General features: G+C 68.1%; 5 protein-coding genes. 4 read left to right on the forward strand and 1 reads right to left on the reverse strand.

Annotation, left to right across the window (positions count from 1 at the left end; genetic code table 11):
• Window positions 1-157 precede the first annotated feature (157 nt).
• Both QM693_RS06445 and QM693_RS06450 read left to right on the forward strand, forming a co-directional pair.
• Window positions 158-12835: a non-ribosomal peptide synthetase gene (locus QM693_RS06445; protein WP_283351772.1), complete on the forward strand. Its 12678-nt coding sequence runs from the start codon at window positions 158-160 to the stop codon at window positions 12833-12835.
• A 120-nt stretch (window positions 12836-12955) separates the two neighbouring features.
• Complete coding sequence (locus QM693_RS06450) at window positions 12956-14656, forward strand: tyrosine-protein kinase domain-containing protein (protein ID WP_283351773.1); 1701 nt, start codon at window positions 12956-12958, stop codon at window positions 14654-14656.
• Here the strand turns inward: QM693_RS06450 and QM693_RS06455 are convergent.
• Complete coding sequence (locus tag QM693_RS06455; protein ID WP_283333470.1) at window positions 14621-15139, reverse strand: arsenate reductase/protein-tyrosine-phosphatase family protein; 519 nt, start codon at window positions 15137-15139, stop codon at window positions 14621-14623. The genes QM693_RS06450 and QM693_RS06455 overlap by 36 nt on opposite strands.
• A 105-nt stretch (window positions 15140-15244) precedes the next feature.
• On the opposite strand from QM693_RS06455, the gene QM693_RS06460 reads away from it, so the two are divergent.
• Together QM693_RS06460 and QM693_RS06465 are read left to right on the forward strand one after the other, a co-directional pair.
• On the forward strand, window positions 15245-16567 hold the full coding sequence (locus tag QM693_RS06460; protein WP_283351774.1) for a UDP-glucose dehydrogenase family protein: 1323 nt from the start codon (window positions 15245-15247) through the stop codon (window positions 16565-16567).
• A 117-nt stretch (window positions 16568-16684) separates the two neighbouring features.
• The gene (locus QM693_RS06465) at window positions 16685-17650 is read left to right on the forward strand and encodes an esterase/lipase family protein (protein WP_283351775.1); all 966 of its coding nucleotides are present in this window, start codon (window positions 16685-16687) and stop codon (window positions 17648-17650) included.
• Window positions 17651-17719 lie beyond the last annotated feature (69 nt).

Here is a 17719-nt window from a genome sequence, read left to right on the forward strand (position 1 = left end):
AGGGCGGGTGATTTGCCCAGTATTGTCTAGCCCACGTAACGAACCACGAGGCGCCCACGATGTAAGTCCCGTCGAGGCGCTGCCTCATAACTTTCGAGGTACGGCTGAGTGGCGGGACAAATGTGTGTCAGGGCCCTGTGAGGGCGGGGTGGCGGAAGTGAGACCCTTTCCGCTTTCGCGTGCGCAACAAGCGCTGTGGTTCGCTCAGCAACTCGACCCCGACGTGCCCTTCAATATCGCCCAATTCGTCGAGGTACGCGGACGGCTCGACTACGACCTTCTCGTGTCGGCTACCGATCGCGGTTGTCGCGAGTTGGAGTCCGCTGTGGTCCGCCTCGTCGATGTGGCCGGTGAGCCCCATCAGGTGGTCGATCAGAGCATCGAGGATGCCCTCGTCTATCGGGATCTGCGGGATCACGCGGATCCGGTCGCCGAGGCGCACCGCTGGATGACGGACGAATACAGTCGGCCACTCGACCTGATGGCCGACCGGTTGATCTCCGCCACCCTGCTGCACCTCGGCCACGACCACTACTACTGGTTCTCCCGCACCCACCACCTGGTGATGGACGCATACGGCGCCATGGTGCTGATGAACCGTGTAGCGGAGCTGTACACCCATCTCGTCAGCGGCACCGAGGCGCCGCAGTCCAAGGCCATGAGCATGCTCGCGCTGCACGACGCGGAGAGTGAATACCGGACCACCGACCGGTACCTCCGCGATCGCGAATACTGGGCGGAGCGGACCGCTGAACTGCCCGAACCTGTCCGGTTGACGGATCGGCACGCGCGACCGACGTCGCCGCCTCGGGTGTCCAGCCGTGTCATGGATGCTGGCGTCGCGAGCCGGATCGAGGCACTGGCGCGCGCGTGGAACTCGTCCGAGGTTCCCGTGATCGTGGCCGCGTTCGCCGCATATCTGGGACGAATGACCGCCGCAACCGACGTGGTACTGAGCCTTCCTGTTTCGGCTCGAACCACTGCGTCCGCGCGCCGTTCGACGGGAATGATGGCGAACATCGTGCCCCTCCGGGTTCATCTCGATCCGGGCGAGAGCGTGGAGGAACTGGTTCGGAAGGTTCAACTCGAACTCACCGGGGCGTTGCGTCGTCAGCGGTACCGCCACGAGGACATGTGGGAAGGCCGCGTCCAACCGTCGCGCCACGGGTTCGGCCCGACCGTCAACATCATGAACTTCCATCGCGAGATCGTGCTCGGCGAACTCGTGGGCGAGTTCAACGTACTGACGACGGGGGTTGCCGACGACCTGTCGCTCAACCTGTACCCGTCGGTGGACGGTCGCACCGTGCGCGTCGACTTCGAAGCCAACCCCGGCCGCTACGAAGAAGAGGAACTCGACCGGCTGTTGTCGCGGTTCGTCGAATTTCTCAGCGCCTTCGCAGCGGTCGAAGGCGACGCCCCGGTGGGCGCAGTCGACGTGCTCACTGCGGACGAGTGGGCCGAAGCGACGGCTGGCAACCCCGGGGTGGAGCCCGACGTCGCGTCACTGCACGAGTTGTTCCTCAGGCAGGTGGCCGGCCGCCCGGACGCGGTGGCAGTCACGTTTGGAGACGAGACGCTGACGTACGCCGAACTGGACGAACGGTCAGCGGCGGTCGCGAGGTCGTTGAGCGCGGCGGGCGTCGTCGCCGGCGACATCGTGGCCGTCGCGTTGGCGCAGTCGCCGGATCTGATAGCCGCGATCATTGGAGTGGTGCGCGCCGGCGCCGTCTACCTGCCCGTCGACCCGCAGTACCCGGCGGAGCGCATCCAGTACCTGCTGGACGACGCGAAGCCGGTGGCGGTGATCGCCGATGCGGCTGCGCCCCCCGTGAGTACTTCTTACCCACGGGCGGTTAATAAGTACTCACGAGCACGAAGTGCATATGTGATCTACACGTCCGGGTCGACCGGCCGGCCGAAGGGTGTGCTGGTGACGCACGCCAATGTGCTGTCGTTGCTGGCGAATACGCGGAACGAGTTCGGGTTCGGGCCGGACGATGTGTGGACGATGTTCCACTCACCTGCCTTCGACTTCTCCGTGTGGGAGATGTGGGGTGCCCTCACCACCGGTGGCCGACTGGTTCTCGTCGACCACTTCCTGGCGCGTTCACCCCGTGAGTTCCAGGACGTGCTGGTCCGTGAGGGCGTCACCGTCCTCAATCAGACGCCGTCCGCGTTCGGTCAGCTGGCAGAGGTCGACGAGGACGCGGATCTGGCCGTGCGGCTGCTGATCTTCGGCGGCGAAGCACTCGACCCGACACCCGTGTGGCCGTGGCTCGAACGGCATCCCGCAGTGCGTGCCATCAACATGTACGGCATCACGGAAACGACCGTGCACGTCACCCGCTCCGAACTCGACCCCTCGACGCCCGATGCATCAGCGACCATCGGCCGCGCGCTACCGGGTGTGCTGACGTACGTGCTCGATTCCGCGCTGCGACCGGTACCACCGGGCGGCGTGGGGGAGCTGTATGTGGCGGGGGCCCAGGTCTCCTCCGGATACCTGCACCGTCCCGCGCTGACCGCGGAACGGTTCGTCGCGAACCCATTCGTCGACGGCACCGTGATGTACCGATCCGGTGATCTGGTTCGGTACCGCAGCGGCGGCCGCCTGGACTATGTGGGACGCGCCGACGCCCAGGTCGAGTTGCGCGGATACCGGATCGAACCCGGCGAGATCGAGGCCGCACTCCTTCGGCATCCCGACGTCGAACGAGCGGTGGTGCTCCTCCGCGACACGGCTGTCGGAAAGCAGCTCGTCGCATACGTGGTGGCCGACGCCGATCAGCCCAGCCTGACCCAGCACCTGCGGACGGTCCTGCCCGACCACATGGTGCCCGGCGCACTGGTGCATGTTCCGGCAATTCCGTTGACCGTCAACGGAAAGGTCGACCGCAACGCCCTCCCCGATCCCGGCATCCTGCTCGAGGACGCGCAGGGCACCCACACTCCCATCGAAGACGTGGTGGCCGACGTGTTCGCCGAAGTGCTCGGCGGCGCCGAGGTGGGGACGCGGCACAACTTCTTCGACCTCGGCGGCAACTCGCTGCTCGCCACCCGAGTCTCCGCGCGGGTGAGCGCCGTCTTCGACATCGACGTGACGGTGAAGGACGTGTTCGAAGCGCCCACCGTCGCCGAATTGGCGTCCCGGATCGAGGAGCGTTCCGGCGGCGAGCGTCGACGTCCGCCGCTGCGGCCCGCGTCGAGCGACGGTCGCGTCCCGCTCTCGCCGGCGCAGCAACGGATGTGGTTCGTCAACCAATTCGACACCGGGGCATCGGGATACAACCTTCCGCTCGTCGTGCGTCTCGACGGGGATCTGGATGTGCACGCCCTGGCGTCCGCAGCCCACGACCTGATCGAACGGCACCACACCCTGCGCACCGTGTACCCCTCCGATGCCGACGGCGTGCACCAGGTCGTGCTCGACGCGGGCGACGTCCCGCTGGACCTGACCCCGATCGCGCTGCCCGAGGACGCAGTCGACGCGCACCTTCGGGCGTTCGTCGACAGCGGATTCGACGTGTCTGTCGACGCACCCGTCCGGTCGCGGCTGTACCGCGTCGGGCCCGAATCGCACGTGCTCGCGCTCGTGGTGCATCACATCGCCGCCGACGCGTGGTCGCTGACCCCGCTGATCCGCGACACGATGACGGCGTACCAGGCGCGGCTCGACGGCGGCAGCCCCGAGTGGCTTCCACTGCCGGTGCAGTACAGCGACTACAGCGTGTGGCAACGGGCCGTCCTCGACGACGTGTCCGCCGACACCCTGCAGCAGTACTGGCTCGGCACCCTCGCAGACCTACCCGAGCAGGTCACGCTGCCTGCCGACCATCCGCGCGCATCCGCGGCGTCCGGTCACGCCGGCACGGTCGGCGTCGAACTCGACGAACAGCTGCACGACGCGCTGAACACACTGGCCCGCAACGGTCGAGCCACCACGTTCATGGTGCTGCACGCCGCGCTGGCCGCTGTCCTCTCGCGATACAGCGGCAGCCGTGACGTACCGATCGGCACCGCTGTCGCCGGCCGCACCGATCCGCAACTCGACGACATGGTGGGGATGTTCGCCGGCACCCTCGTACTGCGCACCGCGGTGGACCCGACGGCGACCTTCGCGGAGTTGCTTGCCCACGTCCACGAACGGGACATCGCCGCCTACACGCACGCCGACATGCCGTTCGAGACTCTGGTCGAGCTGCTGAACCCGGCGCGCTCGACGTCCCATCACCCGCTGTTCCAGGTCGCGCTGTCGATGCAGCGGAGCCGAATCGGTCAGGTCACGCTGCCCGGGCTGACGGTGACACCCGTCGGTGACGTGGCGGACCGGGCAAATTTCGACCTGCAACTGACGGTCACCGAGTCCGGCCCCGGCGGGCGTATGCACCTCGACTTCGGTTACGACGCAGACCTGTACGACCATTCGTCGGTCGAGCAATTCGCGTCGCGGCTGGTGCGGTTCCTCGAGGCCGTCAGCGCGGACCCTCAACTTCCGGTGGGGGATATCGACCTGTTCGATGCCGCGGAGCGCGCCGTACTGGTGCCCGCCGTCGGCCCAGGTGCCCCGGAGCCGTCGACCCTGCGGTCCATCCTGACCCGCGGCGTCACCCTCGCGCCGGACGCCGTCGCGGTATCCGGTGGGGGCGTCGAACTCACCTACCGCGAGCTGGACGCTCGCTCCGACGTCGTCGCAGGTGAACTCACCGAGAATGGTGCAGGACCCGGAAGTCTGGTTCCGTGGGCCGAGTCGAGGTCGGTGGACTCGGTGGTGCGACTCTGGGCCATCGCGAAGACCGGCGCGGCACCAGTGCTTTTCGACCCCGTGCGCACCCCGTACACCGCACGTGAGTGGCACAGTGTGTCGGACCACGCCGTGCCGCTCACGTCCGAGGCAGCGTACGTCGTGTACACCTCGGGAACGACGGGCACACCCAAGGGCGTTGTGGTGACGCACGGCGGTCTGGCCGCACTCGACGCCGACCTGCGCGAGCGGTACGCGGCCGGTCCCGGCTCCCGGATGCTGCACCGCGGAGCGGCAGGATTCGACATGACGCTGCTCGAGGTCCTGGTGGCCGGGGCGTCGGGAGCCACGCTGGTGATCGCGTCGGACGCCGAATACGCCGGTCCGCCCCTCGCCGACCTGATGGAACGCGACCGCATCACGCACGCGTGCATGACGCCGACGATCCTCGCCACCCTCGGCGAACGGGAACTTCCGGATCTGCAGATGCTGATGGTGGGCGGTGAACGGCTCGGCAGCGAACTGGTGAACCGCTGGGCGGCCGGGCGTCGCCTGTACAACGCGTACGGCCCCGCCGAGACCACCATGTACGCGCTCAGCACCGGGCCGCTCGTGGTGGGGGAGCCGGTCACGATCGGCGCACCCGTGCACGGTGTGTCCGCAGTGGTACTCGACGACCGGTTGCGTCCGGTGCCTCCCGGCGTGTCCGGGGAGCTGTATCTGGCGGGCAGCGGGCTGGCCCGCGGATACGCGGACCAGCCGGGGCTGACGGCGGAGCGGTTCATCGCGGCCGAAGACGGCACACGCCTATACCGCACCGGTGACCTGGTGTGCTGGCGGAAGACCGCCGCCGGATACGAGCTCGAGTACCTGGGCCGCAACGACTCCCAGATCAAGATGCGGGGAGTGCGCATCGAGCCGGCGGAGATCGACAGCGTGATAGCCCGGCTCGCCGACGTCGTGTTCGCCGGCACCGTCGTGCGCACCACCGACGCCGGCACCGAGATGCTGGTGTCCTACGTGCTGCCGAACGGCCACATCGACACCCACGATCTGCGGCGACGCCTGGCCGAATCCTTGCCGGCATACCTGGTGCCGACCGCCGTGGTGGTGCTCGACGCCGCGCCGCCCACCGTGAACGGCAAACTCGACCTGCGGTCGCTGCCGATGCCGGAACTCGCGGTCGCCGAGAACGAACCGCCGAACACCGACACCGAACGCGCGGTGGCACGAGTGTTTGCGGACGTCCTCGGCAGCGAGAACATCGGCCGCGGGACGCACTTCTTCGACGCGGGAGGCAACTCCCTCCTGGCCACGCAGCTCACGGCGCGGCTCACCGACTCCGTGGGTCACGTGGTGCCGCTGCGAACACTGTTCACGCACCCCACCGTTGCCGAACTGGCCGAAGCGCTCGACGACGCGGTCCCCGAAACGGACCTGCGCCCCGCCCTTGTCGCACGCCCCCGCCCGGACCGCATTCCGTTGTCCCGCAGCCAGTACCGCATGTGGGTGCTGAACCGCGCCGATTCCGAGTCGCCGACATACAATCTGCCCGCCACCGTGCGGATGGACGGCGCGCTCGACGTCGACGCACTGACCGCGGCATTCGAGGACGTGATCCGGCGGCACGAGACGCTGCGGACGCGGTACCCCGTGGACGGGCATCCCTACCAGGAGATCCTCGACCCCGTCGCGCTCGACCTGAATCCGGTCGACGTGGACGATCCCGCCGAGTTCATGCAGCAGTTCGCATCCCGCGGATTCGACCTGACCCGGGACCGGCCCATCCGCGTTGCACTGTTGCGCCTGCACCCGCGGTGTCACGTGCTGGCCGTGAACATCCATCACATCGCCGCCGACGGATGGTCGCTGACCCCGCTCGTCTCCGATGTGCTGAGCGCCTACGCCGCGCACTCCTCCGGGATTGCCCCGCAGGGTGATCCGCTGCCGCTGCAGTACGCCGACTACGCCGTGTGGGAGCGGGAGCTGCTGGACGGCGATTACGGGCAGCGCAGGGTCGAGCACTGGCGTCGAGCGCTGGACGGTGTCGACAGCACGGCGCCACTCCCGTCGGATCGACCGACGAGCACGTCGCAGCGCGCCGGTGTCGTCGACTTCGAGGTGTCAGAGGGCGTGCAGCAGGCCGTGCACCACCTGGCCGCACAGCACCACGCGACACCGTTCATGGTGCTGCACGCGGCGCTGTCCGTGGTGCTGTCGAGGCACGGCGCCCAGCCCGACGTCGTCGTCGCCACGGCCGTTGCCGGGCGCGGGGAACGAGTGCTCGATTCCCTGGTGGGCATGTTCGTGAACACTCTCGCGCTGCGGGCTCAGGTCCAACCCGACATGCCGTTCACCGGGCTCCTCGCCCAGGTTCGGGACTTCGACGTCGACGCATTCGAGCACGCCGATGTGCCGTTCGAGGTGGTGGCGGGGCTGCTCGGCGGCCGGACCCCGCAGGTGGCGCTGGCATTGCAGAACCTGCAGATCCCGACTATCGAGGCCGCGGGCATGACGGTGACGGCCGAGGAATACGACACCGGAACAGCGAAATTCGACCTCCACCTAACGCTCACCGAGACATCCGATGACGGTGCCCCCGCGGGGATTCGCGGTGCCGCGGTGTACTCGGCCGACCAATTCGACCGTGCGACCGTGCAGGCCGTGGTGACCCACCTCGGACGGGTACTCGGGGCGATCTGCGCCGATCCCGGCGTGGCGGTCGGCGACCTCGCGATGCCCGGAGCCGAGCCCCTCGTCGGTACGCAACCTGCAGGTGAGCGCACCCTGGCCGAGATCCTGACGGCCACCGCCGCCACGTACCCCGGCAATGCTGCACTCACCGACGGCGACGTCACGTTGACCTACCGCGAGCTGGACGAGCGTTCCGATGCACGGGCGCGCGAGCTCGCAGCACTCGGCGTCGCACCGGGCGTTGTCGTTCCGATCGACCTGCCGCGGTCGTCGGACTTCGTGGTCGAACTCTGGGCCGTCGCCAAGACCGGTGCGGCGTTCAGCCCCGTGAGCGGTTTCGGTGGCCAGGGCTACCAGAAGTGCGCACAGGCCGTGGCGTACGTGATCCACACCTCGGGCTCCACGGGCACGCCCAAGGCCGTTGCCGTCACGCACCGCGGATTGGGGCCGCTCACGGCCGAGGTGGTGCGGCGGTACCGGGTGGGCCCCGACGACCGTGTACTGCACGGCTACAACCCGGCCTTCGACGCCGCGTTGCTGGAGATGCTGCTCGCCTTCGGGTCGGGGGCCTGCCTGGTGGTGGCGCCCGCCGATGTCTTCGCGGGTGCCGAGTTGCATCGGCTCCTCGTCGATCAGCGTGTCACGCACTACCTCTCCACGCCGTCCGTCCTCGCCACGCTCGACCCGCGCGGGCTCGAGTCGGTGCGCGTCGTGGGTGTCGGAGGCGAGACTCTGAGCTCGGAACTGGCCGCGACGTGGAGTGCCGGGCGACTTCTGCTCAACGCCTACGGTCCGACCGAGTCGACGGTGGTCGCGACGTTGACCGAGATCGACCCGGCGTCCGCGGGCGGTGCGGTGACGATCGGCGCGCCGATCCCCGGAACCACGGCGTTCGTGCTCGACACCCGGTTGCGGGCCGTCCCCGTCGGCGGTGTCGGTGAGCTCTACCTCGCCGGACCCGGACTCGCCCAGGGCTACCTCGGTGCACCCGACCGGACGGCGGAGCGGTTCGTCGCGGCGGCGGACGGCACCCGCATGTACCGGACCGGTGACGTGGTGCACCGACGGGCCCACGGCACCCTCGCCTTCATCGGCCGGGTCGACCGCCAGGTCAAGCTGCGCGGCATGCGCATCGAACCGGCGCAGGTGGAGGCGGCGTTGCTGGAACTGCACGGCGTCGAGCAGGCCGCCGTGTCCGTGCAGCGACACGACCTCGTCGCCTTCGTCGCCGGAACGCACATCGACTCCCGCGCTCTGCGACAGCAGCTCACCGGCCGCCTGCCCTCGTACCTGGTGCCGCCCCGGATCGTCACGATGGACAGGTTGCCTCTCACCGCCAACGGCAAACTCGACGTCGCGGCGTTGGCGGCCTGGGACGACGACGTGATCGTCACACCGCCTCGCACCGCGGTCGAGGAGATGGTGGCCGGCGTGTTCGCCGACGTTCTCGGCTCCACTCGGATAGGTGCGGGTCACAACTTCTTCGAAGCCGGCGGCGATTCGCTGTCGGCGACCGCGGTGACAGCTCGTCTGTCTGCGACGTTCGGAATCGATGTCCCGGTGCGTGTGTTGTTCGAGAACCCGAGCCCTTCGTCGCTCGCTCGGTGGTTGGGAGCCCCCTCGTCGGGAGCGCCGCGGCCGGTGCTCGTCCCACGCCCGAGCGGGGCGCGGGTGCCGCTGGCTCCCGCGCAGCAACGCATGTGGCTGCTCAGTCGGGTGACCCCCGATACCGCCCTGCACAACATGGTTTTCGTCACGCGGGTCGGGAGTGACGTCGACGTCGACGCGCTCCGACTGGCAATGCGGGACGTGCTGCAGCGGCATTCGGTGTTGCGCACCGTCTTCCCCGATGACGCCGAAGGTCCGTACCAACAGGTGATGCCTGTCGAGTCCGTGTCCGAGGACCTCACTGCCGAAGCGGACTTCTCCGTCGACACGTGGAGCGCTCGGCCGTTCGACCTCACCGCCGAGACCCCTGTGCGGGTGAAGCTGTGGCGCAACGACACCGGCGACTACGCCCTCGGTGTCGTGGTTCACCACATCGCGTTGGACGGCGGTTCGATGGGACCGCTGCTCGCCGATCTCGATACGGCCTACCGGTGCCGCGCGGATGGCACGGCCCCGCAGTGGGTGCCACTGGCCGTGGACTACGCCGACTACGCCCTCTGGATGCGCGAACTGCTCGGGGCGGCCTCCGAACCCGACAGCCTGGCTCGTGCCCAGCTCGAGCACTGGGCGCACGTGCTCTCCGGAGTGGGGGCACCGCTCGCGCTGCCGACCGATCGTCCCCGGCCGGAACTCCCCAGCCGCATCGGGGCGAGCGTGGAGTGGACGTTCGAGGACGACCTGCGGGAGCGGGTCGTCGCAGCGGCACGCAGCCGCGGAACGACCGTGTTCATGGTGCTCCACGCAGCTCTCGCGGTTCTTCTGGCACGCATGAGCGGACAGTCCGACGTGGTGGTGGGCACGGCGGTCGGCGGCCGTCCGGACCCGGCGCTCGACGCCGTGGTGGGCATGTTCGTCGGCACCGTAGCGCTGCGCACCGCGGTCGCACCGGCGCAATCGTTCGAGGACTTTCTCGCGGACGTCCGCACCGTCGACCTCGACGCACTCGCGCACGCCGACGTCCCGTTCGACGACGTCGTGGCGCACCTCGCCCCGCAACGGTCCGCGGCGTACAACCCGCTGTTCCAGGTGATGCTGACGTATCAGCGCGCCGTGGACTTCCCGCAGCTGTTCCTCGGCACGGACGAGCACCATCCCGACGTGCAGGCGACGGAGTTCGACCTCGTGTGGGATGTGACCGACGCCGCCGAGGCCATGACGGTGCGACTCGACTACGCCACCGACCTGTTCGAGAGGCAGACGGCGCTGACGCTCCTGCGACGGTTCGGTGCGGTCCTCGAGGCCGCCCTGACCGACCCCGCGGCAGCTGTCGGGGACCTCGAGATCCTCGACGACGCCGAACGCGCCCAACTCGAGCAGGGGCCCCGGCCCGTGGCCACGCCGCGGACGCTCGGCGACATCCTCGAAACCCGGGTTCGCGCAACCCCGTCCGCCGTCGCACTGACTGACGGTGACACGCAGTGGACCTACCGCGAACTCGACGAGGTGTCGGACCGCTGGGCTCGCGCGCTGGCGGCACGCAATGTCGGGCCGGAGGACGTCGTCGCGGTGGCGACCACCCGCGGCTGGCACTGGATGGTGGCGGTGTGGTCGGTGACCAAGGCCGGTGCGGCGTGGATGTCGCTGGATTCGACTCATCCTGCGGAGCGGCTCGACTGGATGCTGAAAGACTCGGGCGCCGTGCTCGGGTTGACGGTCGACGGCATCGGAGATCTGCCTCGATCCGTCGACTGGCTGCGGCTCGACGAGCAGCCCTCGGGTGACGCGGATCCAATGACACCCGACGTGGACAACCCCGCGTACGTGATCTACACGTCGGGGTCGACGGGCCGGCCCAAGGGCGTCGTCGTTCCACACCGCGGACTCACGACCCTGCTCGCCACCCCTGCATACGATTCGGCCGCGCAGGACGGCGAGGCTGTGCGGGTTCTGCAGTTGACCTCCCCGACTTTCGATGTTTCGGTGTTCGAGATGCTGTGGGCGGCGTCGTCAGGCGGTGCGCTCGTGGTAGCACCCGCATTCACCTATGCGGGCGACGAGTTGGCTGATTTCCTGGTGTCGCAGAAGATCACTCACGTCACCGCCACACCGACCGTGCTGGCCTCACTCGACCCGGAGAGCCTCCCGCCGTCCACCGTCGTCGTCGGGGGAGAAGCACTGCCGGCCGAACTTGCCGATTGCTGGGCGCGGCGGCACCGACTGTTCAACGCCTACGGCCCCACCGAGTTCACCATCGACGCGTCCGTTTCGGGCCCCCTCGAACCCGGACGTCCCATCACGATCGGGAGCCCCCTGGACGGTAACGCCGTGTTCGTTCTCGATTCGCGCCTTCATCCCGTGCCTGACGGGGTGACGGGCGAACTGTATCTGGCCGGTAGCGGCATCGCGCGTGGATATGTGGGTCGAAGTGACCTCACAGCAGGACAATTCGTCGCGCATCCCTACGGGAAACCAGGGGAGCGGCTGTATCGCACCGGCGATATCGTGCGGCGTAACCCGAACGGTGAGCTGGAGTACCTGGGTCGCAGCGACTCCCAGGTGAAGATTCGCGGAATCCGGGTCGAGCCTGCCGAGGTCGACGCCGTGCTGCGCGGGCACCCCGGAGTTGAATTCGCGACAACGATCGCGGTGCCGAACTCGACGGACACCGTTCTGGCGTCCTACGTCGGGGGCGCCGAGGATCTGACGCCCAGGTCGGTCATCGACTTCGCGCGCGGCCGGCTACCCCGGCACCTGGTGCCGTCCTCGGTGACGGTCGTGGACGCGATGCCGCTGCTGCCGTCCGGCAAACTCGACCGCGCCGCACTTCCGGCGCCGACGGCCGTCCCGGCCGAATCCGCGTTGCCCGCAGGCGAACTCGAAGAGGCGGTTGCGGCGGTCTTCGCGGAGGTGCTGGGCGTCGCCGACGTCCCCGCCGACGAAGCCTTCTTCACCCTGGGAGGCACGTCGATGGGCGCCGCCTCGGTGGCGACCGAACTGCGCCGCCGGCTGGAACGCGACGTGCCCATCGAGTGGATCTTCACCGACCCCACAGTGCAGCGACTGGCCGCGCGGATAGAAGACGGAGCACGGCTCGAGAGCTTCTTCGACACCCTCGTGGAACTCCGTTCCACCGGTGCGGGAGCGCCCCTGTTCTGTGTGCACCCGCTCAGCGGATTGGCCTGGTGCTTCAGCGGTCTCGCGGATCACGTCGGCGACCGTCCGCTGTTCGGACTGCAGGCGACCGGAGTGCCGAATCTCCCCGAGACGCTGCCGGAGCTGGCCGCGCGGTATGTCGACGCGATCCGCGTCGTCCAACCGGAGGGCCCTTACCATCTGCTGGGCTGGTCGCTCGGCGGCACCATCGCCCACGAAATGGCCGTCCAGCTCCGCGAAGCCGGCCACGACGTGGCATCGCCGGCACTTCTCGACACGCTTCTGCCGCAGCATCAGCCACCCGAACCGGAAACCCTGAGCGAGGACGAGCTGATCGCGCAGTTCGGCGAGTACGTGAGCGTCGAGCGACTGCGCGAGATCCGCGCCGTGATCGAGCGACTCGAGATGATCGCGTCGACCCACAGCCCCCGCGTGTTCGACGGCGACATCGACCTGTTCGTGGCGGCCCGGGACCTGAACCGGCACCCGGACGTCGTGGACGCCTGGCGTGAGTACACCGACGGCGTCGTCACCGTGCACCACATCGAGACCACCCACTCCGAGATGGCAGACCCAGGACCGCTCGCCGAGATCGGCCGACTGCTTCGGAGATCGGGGGACCACGGCGGACCGTGACGCACGTGACGCCGACAGTGGACCTCATCACTACGATGTAGCGATTCAGTCGGGTCAAGACGATGTGAATGACAGCTCGATCGCGCCGCTGAGCGTGACGCAATTGGAAGAGACTCGATAATGGAAATTCAGGACTACCTGCGAATTCTGCAGTCACGGTGGAAAATCATTGCGATCACCACCGTCGTGGCGATCCTCGGTGCGCTAGGGGCGTCGTTGCTGACGACTCCCATCTACGAAGCGTCGACACGGTTGTTCGTCTCGACGTCCGCAGGATCGTCGGTGAACGAGGTGTACCAGGGAAACCTGTTCTCGCAGCAGCGAGTGACGTCCTACACCAAACTGCTCACCGGTGAGACGCTCGCGCAGCGGACCATCGACAAGCTCGATCTCGGCGGCACGGCCTCGGCGCTCGCCGCACAGGTGAAGGCCAGCTCCGCACCCGACACCGTGCTGATCGACGTCAAGGTGCAGGATCCGTCGCCGGAACGCGCCCGCGACATCGCCAACGCCCTGTCCGACGAGTTCGTCGTCATGGCCAGGGAGCTCGAGACCCCGGAGAAGGGCGGCGCCCCCGCCGCCCGGGTCGTCGTCGAACAGCAGGCGCAGACCCCGTCGACTCCCGTCTCACCCAAGACACTCCGCAACCTCGCGCTGGGTGCGGCTGTCGGACTCCTGCTCGGTATCGCCTTCGCCGTCCTGCGTGATCGCCTCGACAACACGGTCAAGGATCGGCGCACCGTCGAGGAGCTGGCCGGATCCGCACTGATCGGCACCATCCCGTTCGACAAGGAGCGGCAGACGCAGCAGGCCATCAACTTCGCCGAAGGCAACTCCTCGAGCGCCGAGTCCTACCGGGAACTGCGCACCAACCTGCAGTTCCTCGAAGTCGACAACCCGCCGCGCGTCATCGTCGTCACCAGTTCGCTGCCCACCGAGGGTAAGACGACCACCGCCATCAACATCGCACTCGTGCTGGCGGAGGGCGGCCAGAACGTGTGCCTGGTCGAGGGCGACCTCCGTAAGCCGCGGGTGTCGAAGTACCTCGGTGTCGTCGGTTCCGTCGGCCTCAGCAGCGTCCTGGCAGGCAAGGCCGACCTCGACGCCGTGCTCCAGCCGACGCAGTACTCGGGTCTCACGGTCCTGGCGTCCGGACCGATCCCGCCGAACCCGAGTGAGCTCCTCGGAACGGAGACCGCCCGCCAGGTGCTGGCCGACCTGCGGGGGCGTTTCGACTACGTGATCGTCGACGCGTCACCGCTGCTGCCCGTCACTGACGCGACCGTGCTGACCGCGATGTCGGACGGCGCGCTGGTCATCGCGCGGCACGCCGAAACCAAACGGGATCAGCTGTCGCGGGCCGTAGGCAACCTGCACAGTGTGGGGGCAACCATCCTCGGAACGATCATCACGATGACGCCGAGCCGCGGACGGGGCGTCTACGAGTACAAGTACTACTACGAGACCGACAAGTCTCTGCCGCAGATGCAGCAGGCCGCCGTCGTGCAGCCTGCCGTGCAGCAGCAGCCCCCTCAGCATCAGGCACCTCAGCAGCCGCAGCCGGCCTCGTACGTTCGCGACGAGTACCCGTCGCAGCAGTACGGTCCGAACGGGGGAGATCCGCAGGAAGTGCCCGCCTATCAGGGCGCCCCGGCCTACCAGGGCGACCAGGGTCAGCAGTGGTACGGCGGTCCCGACCACTACGGCAACGAGCAGCAGGCGGGCGCACCGGTGCCTCCCACACCGCGACGCACCCGCCGCTACCGCGACGACCAGGAATCCTGGTCAGAGACGGACGCTCCGCGCGACCACACCCAGTAGATCGGCGATCTCGGACCCGATGGTGAGGAAGGTGTCCTCGTCCTGCCCCATCGGGTCCGGAACGTCCTCCGGGGTCTCGTCGGCCTTGTGTTTGGGACGTGCCGCAGCCAGGTCAGCCACCGACTTCGCATCCGCCGCCTCCGCGAGCCGAGCCGCCTCCCGGAGCGTGAACGTCTTCTTCAGCTGCTCCGGGGCCAGCGCCAGCACCTTCTCGCGCTGACGCTCGGTCATCGTCAACACCAGATCCGCGTCCGCCGCCAGATCGGCGGTGAGCATCCGCGCGGTGAAATCGCTCGGATTACCGCCGAGACCCTCGAGGACTTGCGCGGCCGTCGGTTCCATCGGGCGTCCGACCGCGGCGCGGGTACCTGCGCTTTCGGCAGTCAGATCGGTGATCCCGAGCTCCTCGGCGTATGCCACTGCGAGGCGCTCAGCCGTTGGGGAGCGACAGACGTTTCCGGTGCAGACGAAGAGAACATGCATGGGCGAAGCATAGGGTCTCGCCTCGCACCGTTCGTACACGCACTGTTGGCTTCGAACATCAGTCGGGTAAATATCGCGCTCACCTGCGCTGGTTATCAAGGGTGCATGCGCTGCACCGTGTTTGGAACCGGATACCTGGGAGCCACCCACGCCGCCTGCATGGCGGAACTGGGCCATGAGGTCCTGGGCGTCGACATCGATCCCGGAAAAGTGGCGAAACTCTCGTCCGGGGAGGTCCCGTTCTACGAGCCCGGGCTGGGGGAGGTTCTGCGCCGGAACATCGACGCCGGCCGACTGCACTTCACCACGTCGTACAGCGAGGCCGCCGAGTTCGCCGACCTCCACTTTCTCGGTGTCGGTACCCCGCAGAAGAAGGGGGAGTACGCCGCGGACCTGCGGCACGTGCACTCGGTGATCGACACCCTCGCCCCGCTGCTCGATCGTCCCGCCGTCATCGTCGGCAAGTCGACCGTTCCCGTCGGGACGGCGGCGGAGCTGGGTGCGCGGGCCCGGGCGCTTGCACCGGCGGGTGACGCCGTGGAGGTGGCGTGGAATCCGGAATTCCTGCGGGAGGGCTTCGCCGTCGAGGACACCCTGCACCCCGACCGGATGGTGCTGGGTGTGGACCGGCAGCGCCCCGGACGCGCCGAGGCCGAGTTGCGCGAACTGTATGCCCGCCTGCTCGGTGAGGACATTCCGTTCCTGGTCACCGACCTCGCCACCGCGGAACTGGTGAAAGTCTCGGCCAACGCATTCCTCGCCACCAAGATCTCGTTCATCAACGCCATCTCCGAGGTGTGCGAGGCCACCGGGGCCGATGTCACCCAGCTTGCCGACGCCCTGGGATACGACGCGCGGATCGGCCGGCGATTCCTCAACGCCGGTCTCGGCTTCGGCGGCGGCTGCCTGCCCAAGGACATCCGCGCGTTCATGGCGCGGGCGGGTGAGCTGGGCGCGAACCAGGCCCTGCACTTCCTCCGGGAGGTCGACAGCATCAACATGCGGCGCCGCACCCGGATGGTGGAGTTGGCGGCGCAGGTGTGCGGAGGTTCGCTGCTCGGCGCCAACGTCGCCGTGCTCGGCGCGGCCTTCAAACCCGAATCCGACGACGTTCGCGACTCGCCGGCACTCAACGTGGCGGGAATGATGCAGTTGCACGGGGCGGTGGTCAGCGTCTACGACCCGAAAGCCCTGGACAACTCGCGCAGACTGTTCCCGACGCTGAACTATGCGACGTCGGCGGTCGAGGCATGTGACAACGCCGACGCGGTGCTGCTGCTCACCGAGTGGGCGGAGTTCGCGGCCCTGAAACCGGAGGATCTGAACGATGTGGTCCGGGCCCGGGTGATGGTCGACGGCCGCAACTGTCTCGACGCCGCGGACTGGCGCACCGCAGGGTGGGTCTATCGAGGTCTCGGGAGGGGATAGCGCGCTCGGATAACGGTTTGTGACCTTGCGGCGACCTGCGATAACGGGTTGACGATCTCCGCGCCCGGGAACATCGTGGGCGGTAGCGTCAGCCTCAATCGCAACGGAGGGCTGGCGATGTCGAAGGCACGTCACGGATCCCGACTCACATTCCTCGCTGCCGTTGTCAGTATCTGTGCGCTCGGGGTCGCCCCGGCTCAGGCGGCGGAAGTACCGACCCTGCCGGGGCCGGCGCAATCCGACGCCGGCGCGGCCATCTCGTACGCGAAGCACCATCCGCATTCGGCGCCGCCGGGAACCAACGATTTCTCGTGCCGCCCCGGTCCCGCGCACCCGCACCCGGTGATCCTCGTACACGGGAGCGACGGCAGTGCCTATTCCAACTGGGCCGGGTTGAGTCCGAAATTGAAGTCCGCCGGCTACTGCGTGTTCGCCCTGAACTACGGACGGAAACCGGGCACCGAACACTTCGGGATGCAGACGATGACCGAGGGGGCGGCCGAACTCGAGGTGTTCGTCGACGATGTCCTGGCCGTAACCGGTGCGGAAAAGGTCGACCTGGTCGGGCACTCGCAGGGCGCGACGGTGGCCCGGTACTACATCAACAGGCTCGGCGGGTCCTCGAAGGTGAACCGCTGGGTCGGTCTCGCGTCGCCGTCCTACGGTGGAACGTTCTTCGGGATCGCGACGGCTCTGCAGACGCTGCCCGGTGGCAACGAGTTGATAGTGGGGATCGGTTCGGAGGCCCTCGCCGAGCAGGTGCAGGGATCGCCGTTCCTCACCGCCCTCAACGCCGGCGGCGACACCGTCCCCGGCGTCGAATACACCACGATCGGGACGCGGTACGACGAGGTGATCCAGCCGTACACCAACGTCGCGCTGCACGATCCCGGTGCAACCAACATCCTCGTCCAGGACCTGTGCCCGCTCGATCAGACCGGACATTTCAACCTGCCCTACGACCCGTTCTCGCAGCAATTGGTTCTCAACACGCTCGATCCTGCACACGCGATCGTGCCGCCGTGCACGTTCGTGCCGCTGGGCACGGGCATCGCGGGAGTGATCATCGCGAGCAACTTCTGAGTTGCCTCCCGCCGAACGGTTGCTCGGTTGCTCCGTCGGACCGCTTCGCTAGACTGCGGGCCATGGAGT

This window comes from Rhodococcus sp. IEGM 1305 (genome assembly GCF_030058635.1).
Taxonomy (GTDB): domain Bacteria; phylum Actinomycetota; class Actinomycetes; order Mycobacteriales; family Mycobacteriaceae; genus Rhodococcus_F; species Rhodococcus_F opacus_D.

What these genes read in the sequence shown, in the direction of transcription:
- QM693_RS06450 (WP_283351773.1), top strand. Translation starts at nt 12,956, where the DNA reads ATGGAAATTCAGGACTACCTGCGAATTCTGCAGTCACGGTGGAAAATC.
- QM693_RS06455 (WP_283333470.1), bottom strand. Translation starts at nt 15,139, where the DNA reads ATGCATGTTCTCTTCGTCTGCACCGGAAACGTCTGTCGCTCCCCAACG.
- QM693_RS06460 (WP_283351774.1), top strand. Translation starts at nt 15,245, where the DNA reads ATGCGCTGCACCGTGTTTGGAACCGGATACCTGGGAGCCACCCACGCC.
- QM693_RS06465 (WP_283351775.1), top strand. Translation starts at nt 16,685, where the DNA reads ATGTCGAAGGCACGTCACGGATCCCGACTCACATTCCTCGCTGCCGTT.